Origin of the sequence: Micromonospora fluostatini, from assembly GCF_050410825.1 — a bacterium.
Classification (GTDB): domain Bacteria; phylum Actinomycetota; class Actinomycetes; order Mycobacteriales; family Micromonosporaceae; genus Micromonospora; species Micromonospora rosaria.
Map to the genome: position 1 here is coordinate 1,854,744 of NZ_CP191251.1, position 17,468 is coordinate 1,872,211.

Annotated in this window: 14 protein-coding genes and 1 pseudogene; 7 read left to right on the forward strand and 8 right to left on the reverse strand. The window is 74.2% G+C overall.

Going from position 1 to position 17,468, the window contains the following annotated elements; genetic code table 11:
* Positions 1 to 9: 9 nt before the first annotated feature.
* On the forward strand, positions 10 to 1,695 hold the full coding sequence (locus ACQUFX_RS07770) for a right-handed parallel beta-helix repeat-containing protein (protein WP_428965348.1): 1,686 nt from the start codon (positions 10 to 12) through the stop codon (positions 1,693 to 1,695).
* 117 nt (positions 1,696 to 1,812) lie between these two features.
* Here the strand turns inward: ACQUFX_RS07770 and ACQUFX_RS07775 are convergent, their stop codons facing one another.
* Together ACQUFX_RS07775 and ACQUFX_RS07780 are read right to left on the reverse strand one after the other, a co-directional pair.
* Positions 1,813 to 3,939, reverse strand: coding sequence for a PQQ-dependent sugar dehydrogenase (locus ACQUFX_RS07775; protein ID WP_428965349.1), 2,127 nt, complete (start codon positions 3,937 to 3,939; stop codon positions 1,813 to 1,815).
* Positions 3,940 to 3,962: 23 nt separating this feature from the next.
* A complete protein-coding gene (locus ACQUFX_RS07780) occupies positions 3,963 to 4,925 on the reverse strand; it encodes a sugar phosphate isomerase/epimerase family protein (RefSeq protein WP_428965350.1) in 963 nt (320 codons plus the stop codon).
* A gap of 607 nt (positions 4,926 to 5,532) precedes the next feature.
* Here ACQUFX_RS07780 and ACQUFX_RS07785 point away from each other — a divergent pair.
* Positions 5,533 to 6,777: a L,D-transpeptidase gene (locus tag ACQUFX_RS07785; RefSeq protein ID WP_428966893.1), complete on the forward strand. Its 1,245-nt coding sequence runs from the start codon at positions 5,533 to 5,535 to the stop codon at positions 6,775 to 6,777.
* Positions 6,778 to 6,969: 192 nt separating this feature from the next.
* On the forward strand, positions 6,970 to 7,329 hold the full coding sequence (locus ACQUFX_RS07790) for an STAS domain-containing protein (RefSeq protein ID WP_428965351.1): 360 nt from the start codon (positions 6,970 to 6,972) through the stop codon (positions 7,327 to 7,329).
* Positions 7,330 to 7,513: 184 nt separating this feature from the next.
* Here ACQUFX_RS07790 and ACQUFX_RS07795 read toward each other — a convergent pair whose 3' ends face one another.
* Both ACQUFX_RS07795 and ACQUFX_RS07800 read right to left on the reverse strand, forming a co-directional pair.
* The gene (locus ACQUFX_RS07795; protein WP_428965352.1) at positions 7,514 to 7,882 is read right to left on the reverse strand and encodes an FKBP-type peptidyl-prolyl cis-trans isomerase; all 369 of its coding nucleotides are present in this window, start codon (positions 7,880 to 7,882) and stop codon (positions 7,514 to 7,516) included.
* A 140-nt stretch (positions 7,883 to 8,022) separates the two neighbouring features.
* The gene (locus ACQUFX_RS07800) at positions 8,023 to 8,598 is read right to left on the reverse strand and encodes a hypothetical protein (protein ID WP_428965353.1); all 576 of its coding nucleotides are present in this window, start codon (positions 8,596 to 8,598) and stop codon (positions 8,023 to 8,025) included.
* Between the two features lie 194 nt (positions 8,599 to 8,792).
* Here ACQUFX_RS07800 and ACQUFX_RS07805 point away from each other — a divergent pair, with 194 nt between their 5' ends.
* Positions 8,793 to 9,473 carry a CBS domain-containing protein gene (locus tag ACQUFX_RS07805; RefSeq protein ID WP_428965354.1) on the forward strand — a complete coding sequence of 227 codons (681 nt, stop codon included), beginning with the start codon at positions 8,793 to 8,795 and terminating at the stop codon, positions 9,471 to 9,473.
* A gap of 85 nt (positions 9,474 to 9,558) precedes the next feature.
* Here the strand turns inward: ACQUFX_RS07805 and ACQUFX_RS07810 are convergent.
* The 3 genes and pseudogenes from ACQUFX_RS07810 to ACQUFX_RS07820 all read right to left on the reverse strand — a co-directional run.
* A pseudogene (locus tag ACQUFX_RS07810) lies at positions 9,559 to 9,696 on the reverse strand (helical backbone metal receptor); the annotation flags it as partial.
* Between the two features lie 8 nt (positions 9,697 to 9,704).
* Complete coding sequence (locus ACQUFX_RS07815; RefSeq protein WP_428965355.1) at positions 9,705 to 10,823, reverse strand: DICT sensory domain-containing protein; 1,119 nt, start codon at positions 10,821 to 10,823, stop codon at positions 9,705 to 9,707.
* A 9-nt stretch (positions 10,824 to 10,832) separates the two neighbouring features.
* Entirely contained in the window at positions 10,833 to 11,414 is a 582-nt protein-coding gene (locus ACQUFX_RS07820; protein ID WP_428965356.1) for a GNAT family N-acetyltransferase, read from the reverse strand.
* Positions 11,415 to 11,574: 160 nt separating this feature from the next.
* Here ACQUFX_RS07820 and ACQUFX_RS07825 point away from each other — a divergent pair, with 160 nt between their 5' ends.
* A complete protein-coding gene (locus tag ACQUFX_RS07825; protein ID WP_428965357.1) occupies positions 11,575 to 12,468 on the forward strand; it encodes a PDDEXK family nuclease in 894 nt (297 codons plus the stop codon).
* A gap of 442 nt (positions 12,469 to 12,910) precedes the next feature.
* Complete coding sequence (locus ACQUFX_RS07830) at positions 12,911 to 14,125, forward strand: hypothetical protein (RefSeq protein ID WP_428965358.1); 1,215 nt, start codon at positions 12,911 to 12,913, stop codon at positions 14,123 to 14,125.
* Between the two features lie 187 nt (positions 14,126 to 14,312).
* Here the strand turns inward: ACQUFX_RS07830 and ACQUFX_RS07835 are convergent, their stop codons facing one another.
* Complete coding sequence (locus ACQUFX_RS07835; RefSeq protein ID WP_067368520.1) at positions 14,313 to 14,657, reverse strand: histone-like nucleoid-structuring protein Lsr2; 345 nt, start codon at positions 14,655 to 14,657, stop codon at positions 14,313 to 14,315.
* A gap of 396 nt (positions 14,658 to 15,053) precedes the next feature.
* On the opposite strand from ACQUFX_RS07835, the gene lon reads away from it, so the two are divergent.
* Positions 15,054 to 17,384 (forward strand): endopeptidase La, encoded by a 2,331-nt coding sequence (lon, locus tag ACQUFX_RS07840; RefSeq protein WP_428965359.1) that lies wholly within the window; start codon positions 15,054 to 15,056, stop codon positions 17,382 to 17,384.
* Positions 17,385 to 17,468 lie beyond the last annotated feature (84 nt).

A 17,468-nucleotide genomic window follows, 5' to 3' on the forward strand; every position in this document is an offset into this window, starting at 1 on the left:
GGAGCGCCCGTGCCGTTCCAGGCCCTGCCCCCCGCCGTCCGGTACCACCGACCGGCCGTCGCCGGTGCGCCGCTGTACTGCGACGCGCAGGAGTACGGGCTGTGCGGCGACGGGGTGACCAACGACCAGCCGGCGCTGGCCGCGCTGGTGGACCGGCTCGGCGACGGCTACGCCGCCGACGGGCGGGCCCGGGTGATCTACTGCCCGCCGGGCATCTACTCGATCCGGGACGCCGGGACGGTGTGGCGCAGCGGCGTCTCCCTGGTCGGCGCGGGCCCCGGGGCGACCCGCTTCCTGCTCAGCAACGAGGGCAACCGGTCGGACCCGACCCCGCTGGCCTTCTGGACCACCGTGCAGCACGGCGCCGACCGGGACCGGCACATCGCCGACTGCACCTTCGCCGACTTCGAGATCGACGGCTCCGGCGTGGCCATGGCCGAGTACAGCTACCTGGCCAAGGGGCTGGGCCTGCAGTACGTGGTGCGCGGGGCGTTCCGCAACCTGTACATCCACCACACCGCCGCCACCGGCCTGGGCTGCGACTTCCTCCAGGACAGCCTGATCGAGGGGGTGGTGGTGGTCGGCTGCGGCCGGCTGGACAACGGCGAGGAGATGGGCGGGGCGGGGATCGGGATCGGCATCGGCGGGTGGGGCACCGTCGAGCGGCTCACCATCGCCAACTGCACCACCGTGGGCAACGGCACCAACGGCATCTTCCTCGAGTTGCAGAAGGAGGCCTGGCTGCCGCCGCGCGGGTACCGGATCGTCGGCTGCCACAGCCAGGGCAACCGGTTCGGCATCTCCGACTGGGGCGCGGACGGGCTGATCGTCTCCGCCTGCACGATGACCGGCAACCTGGAGGCCGGCTTCGACGTCTCGGCCGAGGGGACCGCCGGGGTCGCCGGCCGGGGCGGGTTGCTGACCGACTGCGTCATCGACGGCAACGTCCGCGACGGGGTCAGCATGGGCAACACCCCGGGGCCGTACACGGTGCGGGGCAACCGGATCACCGGCAACGGGGCGTACGGCTTCCACCAGCACAACCTCGGCCACGGCCGGGGCTACCGGGGCGCGGGGGCCGAGGTCGTGGTCGACAGCAACGACTTCTGGGGCAACGGGCTGGACGCGATCCGGGTCGACCGGCCGATGACCGACGCGGCGGTGCTGAACAACCGGATCCGCAACAACGGCCGGCAGTGCGCCGGGGCGTACCACGGCGGGGGCGAGTCGGTCCGGTACAGCGAGCGGTCGCTGGTGGACCGGGCCGCGGACTGGTTGCCCGACGGGCACCGGGGCAAGGTGCTGCGGGTCGGCGGACGGACCGCCGTGGTGGCCGCCAACACCGGCACCGAGTTGACCCTCGCCCCGGTCCGGCCGGACGCGTTCAGCGCGTGGAGCGGGGACACGCCCCTGCCGGGCAGCCCGTACGAGTTGCCGGCGGCGCCGACGACCCGGGCCGGGATCTCGGTCAACGCGGCCGTCGACGCGGCCACGATCCGGGGCAACCGGATCTGGGACAGCCAGGACGTCCGTACCCAGACCCACGGGCTGTGGATCACCGAGCGGGGCAGTTGTGTGGGGTGCCGGGTGGTCGACAACGACCTGGCCGGCAACGCCGAGGCCGCCACCCGGCTGGACACCCCGCCGGTGGGCGGCCGGTGGGAGCGTAACGACACCGACCACGACTGGGACTGAGCCCGGGGCCGGGGCGCGGGCCCACCCGCACCCCGACGCCCGTCGGTGTGCCCGGCCGGTCGGCGCACGGTCGCGCGTCCCGGCCGGGCGTACCCCGGGGATGTCGGGGAGGTCCGCTCAGCGGCCCGCCTGCCACACCGCCGCCGGTGTCGACGGCGGCGGGTAGAGCGCCACCAGGGCGCTGCCGGTCTGGGCCGGCAGGCCGCCGCTGGGCTCGTCGGTGTACTCGGCGACGAAGACGGCGGCCATGTTGTCCAACCCGGCGTGCCCGTCGTCGAGGAAGGTGCGGATCGCCCCGGTGCAGCCGGTCGTCGACGAGAGCGGGTGGCCGTGCCCGTCGTGCCCGAGGATGTAGGTCACCTTCACCCGCGAGCAGTCCACCGGCATGTCGTCGACCACCGTCACCTCGAACGCCACCGTCTGCCCGAACTCGAAGGGCTGCTCGGCGTCGGGGGTGACGAACTGGACGCCCGGCGCCCGGGGCCCGACCACCAGCGGCAGGTTGGCCGCCGCCGAGCGCCCGGTGCGGTCGGTGACCTTCAGCGTCGGCTGGTACACGCCGTTGCGCCGGTAGGTGAAGGTCGGGTTCAGCTCCGTGGAGTCGACCCGGCCGTCGGAGTCGAAGTCCCACTCGTACCGCAGCCGGTCGCCGTCCGGGTCGACGGTGCCAACGCTGGAGAAGGCGACCCGCAGCGGGGCGTGCCCGCCGAGCACGTCCGCGCTGATCGTCGGGACCGGGGTGTGGTTGCCCCGGACGAAGTCGATCCGGGACAACTGCGCGTCCGGGTTCTCGGCGAAGTACCCGTCGCCGTACTCCAGCACGTAGAGCGCCCCGTCCGGGCCGAACTCCAGGTCCATCGGGTTGTCGGTGACCACGGAGGGGGCCACCGGCCGGATGTCGCGCACCTCGCCCCGCCGGTCCAGGCGGAACTCCTTGAGGTAGTCGCGGGTCCACTCGTAGAACAGCGGCACCCCGTCGTAGGAGGCCGGCCAGCGCACCCGCGAGGTGCTGCGCCGGTCGTACTCGTACGCCGGGCCGCCCATCGGGCCGACGCCGCCCTGGCCCAGCTCCGGGAACTGCTCCGAGAGGGCGGAGGTGTACGACACCTGCGGTGCCGTGACCGGCGGCAGGTGGCGCAGCCCGGTGTTGCGGGGCGAGTCGTTGACCGGCCGGCGGCAGTCGAACGGGGCGCCCGACCGGCCGGTGGCGAAGTCGTGGTCGACGTAGGGCAGGTCCGGCGTGGCGCAGTACGGCCAGCCGTAGTTCGCCGGCTCGTCGATCACCATCCAGCGGCCGTGGCCCACCGGTCCCCGCTGCGGGCTCGGCCGCGCCGCGTCGGGGGAGTAGTCGCCCAGGTAGACGGCGCCGGTGCGGCGGTCCACGGCGAACCGGAACGGGTTGCGCAGCCCCATCGCGTAGATCTCCGGACGGGTCTTCGGCGTGCCCGGCGCGAACAGGTTCCCCTTGGGGATGGTGTACCGGCCGTCCCGGCCGACCTTGATCCGCAGCAGCTTGCCCCGCAGGTCGTTGGTGTTGCCCGAGGTGCGCTGCGCGTCGTACGCCGGGTTGCGGTCGGGCCGCTCGTCGATCGGCGTGTACCCGTCGGAGGCCAGCGGGTTGGTGTCGTCCCCGGTGGACAGGTACAGGTTGCCGGCGCGGTCGAAGTCGATCTGGCCGCCGACGTGACAGCAGGTGCCCCGGTCGGTGGGCACGTCGAGGATCCGCTGCTCGCTGCGCAGGTCCAGGGTCGACCCGGTCAGCGTGAACCGGGACAGCCGCAGCACGCCCCGGTACCGCTTCCAGTCGGCCGCGGTGCCGAACTCCGGGGCGTCGCCCTCGTTGACGTCCGGGGTGTCCGGGTCGTCCGACGGGGTGTTCCCGGGCGGGGAGTAGTACAGGTAGACCCAGCGGTTGCGGGCGAAGTCCGGGTCGACGGCGACGCCCTGCAACCCCTCCTCGTCGTGCAGGTACACCGGGATGTTCGCGGCGATCGTGTTCAGCCCGGTACGCGGGTCGTGGATACGGACCTGGCCGGTCCGGGAGGTGTGCAGCACCCGCAGGTCCGGCAGCACGGCGAGGCTGATCGGCTCGCCGGGGAAGTCGTTGAGGGTGACCTTCTGGAAGCGGTCCCCGTTCGGCGCGGCAGCCTTGTCGGGTGCGGTCGCGCCGGCCGGCGCGACCGGTACCGCGAGACCGGCGGCCACCAGCACGAGGACGGAGAGTGCGGCGATACGGTTCGTCATGGGAGCCCCCCGATGTCGTGGCGTCAGTACCGCAGCGAACTCAGGTACACGAAGCCCTTGCGGGCGGTCTCCAGCGCGTCGGCCGGCTGCCGGGGGGCCTCCCCGGCGTCGTCGCGCTCCACGATGTACTCCTCCACGCCGGCCTCCCCGGCGCGGTCGAAGATCCGGCCGAAGTCGATCATCCCGTCGCCCAGGTCGGCGAAGTTGCCCAGCCAGTCGATGTCCTTGACGTGGAACTGGCGGATCCGGCCCCGGTGGGCCCGGATGACGTCGACCGGGTCCTGCGCGCCGCGCCAGGTCCAGAACAGGTCGAGCTCGAAGTGGACCCGGCGGGGATCGGTCCCGGCGGCGAGGATCTCGAACCCGGTCCGCCCGTCGGTCAGCGGCACGAACTCGAGGTGGTGGTTGTGGTACCCGAACCGCAGGCCGGCCCGCGCGGCCATCCGCCCGGCCTGGTCGAGGTCGCGGGCGAACTGGCGGTACGCCTGCGGGTCGCGCAGCGGGAGCCCGTCGGGACCCATCCCGAACCACGACTGCACGACGTACCGGCAGCCCACGGTGACCGCGTCGGCCAGGGTCCGCTCCCACGCGGCCGGGTCGAACGGCTGCGGGATCTCGACGTGTCCCGAGGTGGCGCGCAGGCCGGCGGTGTCGAGCGCGGCCCGGAACTCGGTCGCCGTCCGGTCGACGAAGCCGGCGTGCTCCACCCGGCGGTAGCCGATGCGCCGCAGCTCCGCCAGGGTGCCGGGCAGGTCGATGGCGAGCTGGTCGCGCAGCGTGTAGAGCTGGATGCTGATCTGGTCGACGGGCACCCGGCGGCGTCCGGCGCGCGGGGCGCGGTCGTCGGCGGCGGTGGCCAGGGCCGGGCCGGCGGTGAGCCCGGCCGTGCCGAGGGCCGCGGCGGAGACGGTGGCCGCGCGCAGGACGGTGCGGCGGGACACGGGGCCCCGGTCCGACCGTCCGGGATGACCGTTGGCGTCGTCCATGGTGGTCCTTCCTGCCGGTCGCCCCCGGCGCCCGGCCCGCTCCGGTGCCGAGAGACGCCCCGCCCGGGCACGCCGCGACGGCCGGAGCGGGGCTCCGGCGGCAGGGTGGCGCGGCGCGCACCGGACCGACCGACCCACGCGGCGCCGGCCGGGCACCCGACGTCGGCCGGGCGCACGACGCTGGCCGTGCACGCGGTGGCGGACACGGATCGCCTTATCGACACGATTCTATGACGAAGGTCACCGTACCCTATCGACTGGAAACTGCAAAGGTCGGCTTGATTGGGTCGAACTTTTGCTCCGATGAGGCAAAAGCGGCCGCTTGTCCGGCTCGTGCCCGGCCGTCCCGGCTCGCGGTCGCGTCGTTTCCGCAGGTGAATGGGGTGGACCGGACGAGCGGGCCGGGATCGGCGGTGCCCGTACGTCGGTGCCGACTCGGCGCGTTCTGTTCGAGGCACCCCGGCGGTGCCGATGGACGGCAAACGGAAATTGGCGCACCTAATCACTGAGGTAAATGTCGGGAAAATGCTTCGGCGTTACCGGCCAGTGGCGACACTGTCGAGGTGAGCAGCGAAGACGGGGGGACGCTATGCGATTGAAACGGCGGTTGGGTCTGCTGACGGTGGCGATCGTGGTCGCACCGTCGACGGTCGCCGGATGCACCGCGGAACGGAAAGCCGTCGAGCGCGCGGCCCAGGCGAAGCCGCCCGAGGTGAGCACCGTGACCCCGGCCGACCGGGCCCGGGACGTGCCGATCAGCGCCGAGGTGGGGGCCACCGTCACCGACGGCCGGGTCACCGGCGTCCGGATCACCGACGACAAGGGCGGACGGGTCGGCGTGGAGCCCCGGGAGGACGGGTCGACCTGGGTGCCGACCGCGCCCCTGAAGCCGGAGCGGACCTACACCGCCGAGGTGACCGCGACCGGGAACTCGGGCCGGACCACCACCCGCACGACGACCTTCACCACCATGGCGGAATCGACCAGACCGGCCGTGACCAGCACACTGTATTTCGCCGGCAACCGGACGTACGGCACCGCGATGCCGGTCACCGTCGCGTTCGACCCGCCCATCGCCAAAGAGGCCAGGGCGGACGTGCAACGACGATTGTTCGTGAAGACCGATCCGCCGCAGCCCGGTGTCTGGTCCTGGGTCGAGGACGGCAGTCAGGTGTACTACCGGGCACCGGACTTCTGGCGTCCGGGTACGAAGATCAGCGTACGGTCCGCCCTCGACGGGTTGCCGATCGGCAAGGACCGGGTCGGCGACGAGGATCGCACCGCCACGTCGACGATCGGCCGGCAGGTCGCGTTGGAGATCGACAATGCCACCAAGCAGATGTCGGTGTTCCAGGACGGCAAGCTCCTGCGCAAGATCCCGGTCAGCCTCGGCAAGCCGAGCACGCCCAGTTCCAGCGGCAAAATGGTGATCATGGAGAAGCACGAGTACGCCACCTTCGACACCCGGGGCGATCCGAACGGCGGGTACGTGGTGGACGTCGAGGACGCGCAGCGGTACACCTGGGGTGGCGAGTTCATCCACGCCGCCCCGTGGTCCGAGGGGGACCAGGGCAACACCAACGTCTCGCACGGCTGCGCCAACGTCTCCTCCACGGCGGCCGACTGGCTGATGGGGGTGACCCAGGTCGGCGACCTGATCACCGTCAAGGGCACCGAGGTCGACCTGGAGCACGGCAACGGGTGGACGGCCTGGAACCTGACCTGGGACGAGTACGTCCGGGGCAGCGCGCTGCCGGTCCCGCCCGGACTGCACGCCGCGCCGAAGCCGCAGGGGCCGGGGAAGCTGAGCGGCGGGTCGCCCGCGCCGGTGCCCTCCGGTCGCGGCGGCTGACCCGGTCGACCCCCGGGGGAGCCGGTCCCGGCTCCCCCGGGGGTCGACCCACCGACCACCCCTGCGGGCCCGCAGGGGGCGGTGTCCTCCCTGGGGAGGACATCCGGGCAGCTCAGGGTCTTACCCTGGGAGGACCCGGATTCGGCCCGTGGACGGGTGGAACTGTCGGTGCCGGGCGGTAGGTTCGAGGGCATGGCAGAGCGCAGTGAGCGGTTCGACGTGCGGATGAGCGTCGGCGAGCACGCGGTGGACATGTGGGCCGTCGGTGAGGTCGACCTGGCCACGGTCGGCACGCTGCGCGGCGCGCTCTGGGCGGCACCGCCCCGGCCGGTGCTGCGGCTCGACCTCTCCGGTGTCCGGCTGCTGGCCGCGACCGGCGTGCGGGCCCTGGTCGCCGCGCACCTGCGGATCCGGGCCCGGGGCGGCGAGCTGGTGCTGGTCGACCCGGATCCGGTCGTGACGCGGGTGCTGCGCGCGACCGGCCTGCACCGGGTCATCCCGATCTGCCGCACGACGCCGACCCGGCCGGAGTGCGACCTGGTGGCCGCCTGACCCGCGCGTCACCCGCCGGCCCCGGGACGGCGAAGCGTCCGGAGCCGGCGGGCCGCGCCGCCCCCGTCGAGCGGATGCGTCCGGCCCACCCGTCGCGCGGTTCGTTCAGCGCGTCGGGCAGGTCGGGTCAGCGCGCGTCGAGCGGGTCAGCGCGCGTCCCGCAGGTGCGCGCGGTGCGGGTCGTTCAGCGGACGTCGAGCAGGTCGACCACGAAGACCAGCGTCTCGCCCGGCTTGATCAGGCCCCCGGCGCCCCGGTTGCCGTAGCCCAGGTGCGGCGGGATGGTCAGCCGCCGCCGGCCGCCGACCCGCATCCCGACGACCCCCTGGTCCCAGCCGGCGATCACCCGGCCGCCGCCCAGCGGGAACTCGAACGGCTGGCCCCGGTTCCACGAGGCGTCGAACTCGCCGCCGGTGGAGTGGGCCACGCCGACGTAGTGCACCCGGGCCGTCTGACCCGGCCGGGCCTCCGCGCCCTCACCCACGGTGATGTCCTCGATCACCAGGTCGGCCGGGGGCGTCCCCTCGATCGGGCCTACCTCGGGCTTCTCCATGTGCGGGCCTCCCATTTCGGTCGTTGTCCTCGTTCCGGTCGATCCTGCCGGATCGCGATCCGCCGATCCCCGTGGACCCCGCCGGACACGCCGACGGTGGGCGTCACCGCAGGTGACGCCCACCGTCGGGGATGGACCGGTCAGCGCAGCCAGGGCAGCCGCCGGACCAGGGGCAGGGCGGCCCAGGCCCGCCCGAGGCCCAGCGTGTCGCCGGCGTTGACCAGGGCCAGCCCGGCGAGGACCGCGGCGTTGATCAGGTGCTCGTCCATGAAGGGGTTGTTCTCCGGGGGCAGCACGGCCGTCCACATCAGCACGTAGAGCAGGCCACCCGCGACCGCCGCGACCCGCATCCCGATGCCGAGCAGCAGCGCCACCCCGATGCCGGCCAGCCCGGCCATGAACAGCCAGTCGGCCCAGGCTGCGCCGGCGATGTCCTGGTACAGGCCCTGGAACGGGCCGGCCGCGCCGAAGGTGAGGAAGCCCCTGGTCGGGCTGCCGCCGTTGAGCCAGGCGTCCTTCGCCTCGGTGGCGAAGCCCAGCCCGAACGTCTTGTCGAGGAAGGCCCAGAGGAACGTCCAGCCCAGGGCGATCCGGACCGCGGCGAAGACGTACCGCGCGGCCCGGCCGCCCCCGACGTGCCCGGTGCCCCGCGCCGCGTCCCGACCGGTGTTGGTGGTGGCGGTGGTCCGCTCGATGGTGGCGGTCATGGTCTCCACGTCCTCTCCTGTGCCTCACACCGCTCGTCCCGGTGGCATCTCCATTGCACGCCGCCGCGCCCCCGGCGGTCAGGGCCGACCGGTCCGGTCCGGCCCGGGACCTTCGACCCCTCCTGGCCCGGGGCGTGCGCCTCTGTCCGGCCCGCCGGTCGGCTCCGTAGCGTCGGCACCGACGGACGGCACAGGAGGTGGCGATGCGGACCTGGCAGGTGGGCGACGTGATGACCGTGGACGTCGTGACGGTGCGGGAGGAGACGCCGTACCGGGCGGTCGTCGACGCGTTGCTGCGGCACGGGATCAGCGCGGTGCCGGTGGTGGACGGGTCCCGCCGGGTGCTCGGGGTGGTCTCCGAGGCGGATCTGCTGCACAAGATCGAACACAGCGGGCAGGCGGACCAGCGGCGGGTCTTCGTCGGCCGGCGTCGCCGGGACGCCCGGGAGAAGGCCGGCGCGCTGCTGGCCCGGGACCTGATGAGCACGCCCGCGGTGACCACGTACGCCCAGGAGTCGCTGCCGGCCGCGGCCCGGCGGCTGGACCGGGAGCGGGTCAAGCGGCTGCCCGTGCTCGACGACCTGGGCCGGCTGGTCGGCATCGTCACCCGCAGCGACCTGCTCCGGGTGCACCTGCGCAGCGACGCCGAGATCCGCGAGGACGTGGTGCAGGAGGTGCTGCGCCGGGTGCTCGCCGTGCAGGACGGTCTGGTCACGGTGCGGGTACGCGACGGCGCGGTGACCCTGGCCGGCCGGCTGGACCGCCGTTCCGACGCCGACCTGGCCGGCCGGCTCGCCGCCCGGGTCAGCGGCGTGGTCGGGGTGACCAACGAGATCGGGTACGACGTGGACGACCGGGCGCCCGCGCCCGATCCGGTGGCCTGAGCGCCGCCTCCCGGGCCCGGCACCCCCGCCGGGCCGGCGGCCGGGTCCGGCACCCCCCTGGCCGGGCCCGGCCCACCCGGGCCGGTCAGCGGCCGGGGGCGGTGACCGGTCGGGCCAACTGCGCGGCGAGCACGGACGGGGCCCGCGCCAGCGACGGGCCGTACCAGGTCAGGTGCCGGCCGGAGAGCAGCGCGCAGGGGGTGCCGGCGAAGGCCTCCGGGCCGCCGTCGGTCAGCGCCCCGCCGTGGCCACGGGGGCCGGCGCGGCGGCGACCGTCGCCACCGGTACCCCCTCCCGCACGGCCCACCGCAGGGCCTCCCGGACATCGGCCACCGGCAGCGGCCGGCGGGCCGTCACCGCGACGACGGTGTGCACGGTGAACGTGACGAAGGGGTAGGAGCTGGCGAGGCCGGCCATCGACTCGTGCACCCGGTGCGCCGCCGCGACCGCCTGCTCCTCGGTCAGCGCCGGCAGGACCAGCAGGAACTCCCGCTCGGCGAGGCGGACGGCCCGGTCGGCGGGGCCGAGCGGGCCGGTCAGCGCGCCGAGGACGGCCTGCGCCTCCCGAACCGCGCCGCGCCGGGCCACGCCACCCGGTGAGCCGGCGCGATCCTCCACCCGGACCCCGATCAACGCCACCGGCAGGACCCCCGAGGCGGTCACCCCGCCCGCCCCGGCCCAGTGGGCCAGGCCCGTCTCGTCGAGCAGCCGGGTCGGCTCGTCGGCCACCTCGGACCGGGCGAGGGCGGCCCGGTACGCCTGTTCGGCCCGCCCGGCCAGCAACCGCATCGCCGCCTCGACGCGGGCCTCGCCCGGCGTGGCCGGCAGGTCCCGCACCCGGCCCACGGTCTCGTCCACGGCGTCCCGGGCCGCCACCGGCAGCCGGCCGGCGAGCCGGTCGCGCAGGCGCAGCACCTCGTGCAACGCCTCGTCGCGGCGGAAGCTCCACCGGCCGTCGAAGAGCCGGCCCGACTCCAGGGTGGTCGCCTCCGGCGCCACCTCGGCCAGGTCCCGGGCCACCAACACCCCGCCGAAGCGGGGGGTCAGCGCCACCACGCTCCACTCCCGGGCAAGTTCCTCGTCCCCGTCCAGCGCCACCCCGTACGCCCCAGGGGGCGGCAGCACCGGGTCGGCCCCGACGAGGCCCACCACGGTGGCCGCCGCCCGCGCCGCGATCCGCTCGTACCGCCGGCGTTCCCGGCCGAAGTACGGCAGCCGCTGGAAGAGCGCGAACACCACCAGCGGGCCGTCCTCGGCGGAGGCCAGCGCGGCCCGTTCGATCGCGTGCGAGACGGTGACGAGGCTGCGCTTGGTCAGCCGTTCACTGACCGGTCCACTGTGCAGCACCACCCCGCGAGCCTAGCCGGACCCGGTGACGCGGTCGCGGCGGCGCAGCCACTGCGCCCGGGTCAGGGCGTACTCCACCTCGCCGTGCTCGGCGCCGGGAATCGGCTCGGCCCAGTGCTGGTGGACGGTCCGGACGTGCCGCAGCCCGCACCGCCGCATGACCCGCCGGGAGGCGGTGTTGACCGCCATGGTGACCGCCGTCACCCGCTGCACGCCCCACTCGGTGAAGCCCCGCTCGATCAGGGCCCGGCCCCCCTCGGTGGCGTGGCCCACGCCCCAGGCGGCGCGCCGCAGCCGGTAGCCGAGCTCCACCTCCCGGGGGTCGCCGTCGCGCGGCGGACGGAACTCGAACCAGCCGAGGAACGCCCCGTCGGCGCGGCGCTCGGCGGCCCACCACCCCAGCCCGGGTGGCCGCCGGTAGTGGGCCAGGATCCGGGGCAGGACCCGCTCCCGGACCGTCTGCGCCGGGGTCGCCTCGCCACCGGTGAGGTACCGCATCACCGCCGGGTCGCTGTCCAGCTCGACCAGCAGGTCCACGTCGGCCGGAGTGAACTCGCGCAGCACCAGGCGGGCGGTGGTGAGCAGGATCGGCACCGGCCCATTGCACCCGGTCGCGCCGCCCGGCCGCAAACCGGAGCCCGCCGCCCGGCCGTAGACCGCAGCGGACCGCCGTGCGGGCGGGCCGGTCGGGGACCGGCCCCGGCCGGCGGCCTAGAATCGGGCCCGGTCGGCGGCTCAGGGACGGATCAGGCGGATGACACGCACCGGTGGTGACGACGGCGTGTGGCTGCGTGCGCTCCCCGCCGACGCGGGACGCGGCCCGGCGCTGCGCCGGGACGGCCACGTCGGGTACCCCGACCGCCGGCTCAGCGACCTGGTGCACCGCCGCCCGCCGGGCATCACCGGGAACCAGTGGAGTTCGGCCCTGCGGGAGAGCCTGGACGTCGTCGTCTGCGCCGCCGACACCGGGCAGCCGGTGTTCGCCGTCGAGATCGGCCCGACGGGGGAGCCGGGCGGCCCGGCCGGGCGGGCGGACCGGATGAAGAGCGCGGTCTGCGCGGCGGTCGGCCTGCCGCTGCTGCTGATCTCCTCGCCGACGTTGCGCGCCGCCGACCACGGCCGCCGGATCGTCGAGTACGTGCTCGACGCGCGCCGCTACGCGGCGGCGACGCAGGCCGGTGCCACGCCGGACGAGCCGGGGACCGAACCGCCGGTGGGCTTCCGGGACATCCTGGGCCGGCTGCCCGACGGGCGGCAGGGGCCCGTCAACGACCTGGGCGCGCTGGCCCGCGCGGCGGCCCTGGAGGCGTACGTGGGTCGGCGGCTGGTCGACCCGATCGTGCGCGGGCTGCACGTGCGGTGGCGCGCCGGGCCGGGCGAGGGGTGGAGCTGGGTCGAGGTGGCGCCCGACCGGTGTCTGGTGGAGCGGGTCTCGGTCCGGGAGCACGGCTTCTCCTGCGGGGTGGACCCGGCCCGCCTGGCCGAGGACCTGGCCGCGGTGGCGATCGGCGACCGGCTGCGGGACCTGACCGGGGTCGAGCCGCACCTGGTGTCCCGGGCGCGGGTGCGGGCGGACATCCTGCGGCTGCGGTCGCACCGCGACGAGTTCGACGACGGATTCGCCTTCGACCACCTCTGCGCCGACTGACCCGCGGGGATTCGGCCGGGCGTCGGCCGAGGCCGGGTACGCCCGGTCGACCGTTTTCTGCTTTCTGCGACGGTGGGATCACCATCCGGAGCCAGCCGGGCACAATGTGCGGCCCGCCCCGTCGCCGACGGAAATCGGTGCCGGGCCGGTCACGCCCCCGGTCGGGGGCCGGCTCGGCCGGCTGCCGCCCGCCCGTGGAATTTCCTCGCACAATCCTCGGAACCGGTTGAACCCCCGCCGCCGTGGCTCCGTACTCATGCGCGAATGGACAAGATCTTCCCCCGCGTCGTGAGGCGTGGGCGACGGTGCGGAAAGGGCATCGTCGGTCATCGACGTGCGACCGGAGGTGTCGCGGTGCTCCCCGACGCGGCGCCGCCACCCGAATTCCGTCGGCCCGCCGGGGGCACGGGTCCACTACCGGATCGAGAAGGAGAACAATTCGATGCGCAGGTCCACACGGGCGCGACGGTCAGCCGGTAACACGCGGCGCAACCGGCTGATCGCCGTGGCCGGTACGCTCGCGGTCTTCGGCGGAATCGTGGCGGTGACCCAGATCTCGTCCGCCCAAGACCGACCGTCGCGTACCCGGACGGTGTCGTCGGAGTGCGTGGCGCCGCCGGCCGGCGCGACCGCCAGGAACGGCACCGGCATCACCGTCAACGAGCAGAACGGCCGCGACGTCCGCAACCACTGGGGCGACGGGCAGATGTCCAAGGCCCAGTGCCAGTCGCTGCGGACCGGCGCCGAGGTCCGGACGATCAGTTGCCCGGATCCCACCGGCAAGCTGCCCCGGGAGATCCCCGCGCGGGCGCAGCGGGAGGTCTCGCGCAACCTCGCCCTGCTCACCACCCAGATCGAGGAGGCCAACCGGCGCCTGGCGGCGGAGGGCCGCAAGGGTCAGGGGTTCATCGACAACGCGATCCTGGCTCCGCTGGCCGCCAAGCGGAAGGCCACCCTGGACCGGATCGCGATCGCCATCGGCCGGGTCGCCGAGCGTCCGCAGGGCCTCGACGAGCTGGTCACCTGCCAGGTCGTCGACGCCAACCCCAACAACGGGAACAACAACGGCGGCAACAACAACGGTGGGAACGACGGCGGGGGCAACAACAACGGCCTCGACGTGCTGGCGCAGAACTGCGACAACAGCCGCCTCCAGCGCCACGACGGCTTCCAGAACGGCAACCGGTGCGTCAGCACCGCGTTCGGCGAGGTCGGCAGCGCCGGCGACAACCCGTCGCTGCTGATCACGGAGTTCCCCGAGCAGGTCCAGGCGAACCAGGCGTTCACCCTGCGGGTGTCGACGCGCAACCTGGTCCGGGACCGCTTCCTCGCCGCCGGCCAGGGCGGCTACTACCTGGAGAGTTCGGTGCTCAACGGGGAGGGGCTGACCCGGGGTCACTTCCACAGCGCCTGCCGGATGCTCGGCAGCACCACCGAGGCACCGGACCCGGCGCCGGCGCCCGCCTTCTTCGTGGCGACCGAGGACGGCGCCGGCGGACGCAACCCGGACGAGGTCGCGATCCAGGTGCCGGGCCTGCCGCAGCAGGGTGTCGCCCAGTGCGCCGTGTGGGCCGGCGACGGCTCCCACCGGGTGCCGATGATGGAACGGGCCAACCAGACCCCGGCCTTCGACGTGGTCCGGATCCAGGTGAACTGAGCCCGTCGCGCGACGAACTGGCAGCCGCCCGGGCAGGTTCCGGGCGGCTGCCGCCGTCGGGCGTGCCGGTGGGCCGTCGGCCCGCTCGCCTCCGCCGTGGACAGGTGGTGCGGTGTGCCGCAGCCCCCGGGGCCGACGCCGCCGGCCCGGCGTGACCCCGGAGTGGCTGGTGGCCGGACCGAGGCGGTCAGCGGTTCTTGTAGGCCTCGACGACCGAGACCGGGATCCGCCCGCGCTCGGAAATCTCGTGGCCGTTCTTGACCGCCCATTCGCGGATCGCCCGGTTCTGCTCGCGGTCCATTCCCGAGATCGGGCGGCTGCCCCGGCGGCCCGGCCGACCGCTCTCGACCGGGCCGCGACCGATCCGGCGCCCGGCATTGATGTACGGGTCGAGGGCCTTGCGCAGCATGCCGGCGTTCTCGTCGGAGACGTCGATCGTGTAGGTCACCCCGTCGAGGCTGAACTCGACCGTACGATCGGCCTTTCCGCCGTCCAGATCGTCGGTGAGAACCGTGATTACTTTCCTTGCCATGGCCGATTACTCCCTGTGTGTGGCGGGTGTGGGTAAAAGTTTGACGTACCGGTGGGCAAAAGCGCAACAATATGCGCCGCCTTCCATTCGGCGGGTCGTGATAGCCGGAGTGTTAAGTCGCGGTCGACCGGTGGAAACGGTGCCCGCCGGCGAGGAAGCGCAATCGGTGAGTAGCCCGGGCGGCCCGGCTCGTGCCAGGGTGCGCCCCGCGCGATAGGCCGGAACGCGGGTAACGACGTCGTCGGCATTCGATTTGCGGGCAGGTCGGCCGCCTCCCGGTGGTCCCGCGCGGGGGGCGCGCGGGGGTGATCGTGTCCTGGGTCACACCCCGGAACAACGGGAACCTTTTGTTACTTGAGCCTGACACGCTCAACTCAACGCGATGGCAGGTGTTCGATGGCAACTCTTCCGGTACTACCCCTGACCGACGCCGTCCTGCTGCCCGGCATGGTCATCCCGGTGACCCTCGACCCGAGCACCCAGGCCGCCGTCGACGCGGCCCGCGCCACCGGCGACGGCCGGCTCCTCGCCGTACCGCGCCTCGACGGCGAGTACGGGCCGGTCGGCGCGGTCGCCACCATCGAGAAGGTCGGCCGGCTGCCCAGCGGCGAACCGGCCGCGGTGATCCGTGGCCTGAGCCGGGCCCGGATCGGCTCAGGCGTCCCCGGCCCCGGGGCCGCCCTCTGGGTCGAGGCGACCGAACTGCCCGAACCCGCCCCCGCCGGTCGGGCCCGCGACCTCGCCCGCGAGTACCGCGCCCTGATGACCTCCGTGCTCCAGCAGCGAGGCGCCTGGCAGGTCATCGACGCGATGGAACGGATGACCGACCTGTCCGAGCTGGCCGACGCGGCCGGCTACGCGCCCTGGCTCAGCCTGGCGCAGAAGACCGAGCTGCTCGCCGCCCCGGACGTCACCGCCCGGCTGGAGCTGCTGGTCGGCTGGGTGAAGGAGCACCTGGCCGAGCAGGAGGTCGCCGAGCGGATCACCACCGACGTCCGGGAGGGGCTGGAGAAGTCCCAGCGGGAGTTCCTGCTGCGCCAGCAGCTCGCCGCCATCCGCAAGGAACTCGGCGAGGACGAGCCGGACGGCTCCGCCGACTACCGGTCCCGGGTGGAGTCCGCCGACCTGCCCGAGCAGGTCCGCGAGGCGGCGCTGCGCGAGGTCGGCAAGCTGGAGCGGGCCAGTGACGCCTCCCCGGAGGCGGGCTGGATCCGGACCTGGCTGGACACGGTGCTGGAGATGCCGTGGAGCACCCGTACCCAGGACAACACCGACCTGGCCGCGGCCCGCGCGGTGCTCGACGCCGACCACGCCGGCCTGGCCGACGTGAAGGACCGCATCCTGGAGTACCTGGCGGTGCGCAACCGCCGCGCCGAGCGCGACCTCGGCGTGGTCGGCGGGCGCGGCTCCGGCGCGGTGCTCGCCCTCGCGGGCCCGCCCGGGGTCGGCAAGACCAGCCTCGGCGAGTCGGTGGCCCGCGCGCTGGGCCGGACCTTCGTCCGGGTCTCCCTCGGCGGGGTCCGCGACGAGGCGGAAATCCGGGGCCACCGGCGCACCTACGTCGGCGCGCTGCCGGGCCGGATCGTCCGGGCGCTGCGCGAGGCCGGCTCGATGAACCCGGTGGTGCTCCTCGACGAGGTGGACAAGCTGGCCGTCGGCTACGCCGGCGACCCGGCCGCCGCCCTGCTGGAGGTGCTCGACCCGGCGCAGAACCACACCTTCCGCGACCACTACCTGGAGGTCGACCTCGACCTGTCCGACGTGCTCTTCCTGGCCACCGCCAACGTGGTGGAGAACGTTCCCGGCCCGCTGCTGGACCGGATGGAACTGGTCACCCTGGACGGGTACACCGAGGACGAGAAGGTGGCGATCGCCCGCGACCACCTGCTGCCCCGGCAGCGGGACCGGGCCGGGCTGACCGCCGACGAGGTCACCGTCGACGACGCCGTGCTGGCCCGGATCGCGGGGGAGCACACCCGGGAGGCCGGGGTACGGCAGCTCGAACGGGCCCTGGCGAAGATCCTGCGCAAGGTCACGGTGAGCCTGGCGACCGACCCGACCCCGGTCCGGGTGGGCACCGACGACCTGGTCCGCTACCTGGGCCGGCCGCGGTTCACGCCGGAGTCGGCCGAGCGCACCGCCGTGCCCGGGGTGGCCACCGGGCTGGCCGTCACCGGCGCCGGCGGGGACGTGCTCTTCGTCGAGGCGACCAGCATGGCGGGCGAGCCGGGGTTGACCCTCACCGGCCAGCTCGGGGACGTGATGAAGGAGTCCGCGCACATCGCCTGGTCGTACCTGCGCTCCAACGGACGCCGACTCGGACTGGACCCGAACGCGCTGGCCGGGCAGCGGATCCACCTGCACGTCCCGGCGGGCGCGGTGCCCAAGGACGGCCCCAGCGCCGGCATCACCATGGTCACCGCCCTCGCGTCCCTGGTCACCGGCCGACCGGTCCGCCCGGAGTTCGGGATGACCGGCGAGGTGACCCTCTCCGGCCGGGTGCTGCCCATCGGCGGGGTGAAGCAGAAGCTGCTCGCCGCGCACCGGGCCGGCCTGACCGAGGTGGTCATCCCGGCCCGCAACGCGCCGGACCTCGACGACCTGCCCGAGGAGGTGCGGTCGGCGTTGACCGTGCACACCCTCGCCGACGTCGCCGACGTGCTCGCCCTGGCGCTGCGCCCGGCCGACGCCGACACCCTCACCGGGCCGGCCCTGACCGCCGCCTGACCCCGGCTGCGGGCCGGGCGGCGCGACACCTCGCGTGTGCGGCCCGCAGCGGGTACGGTCGGCATCCCTTCCCCCGTGGCCGGA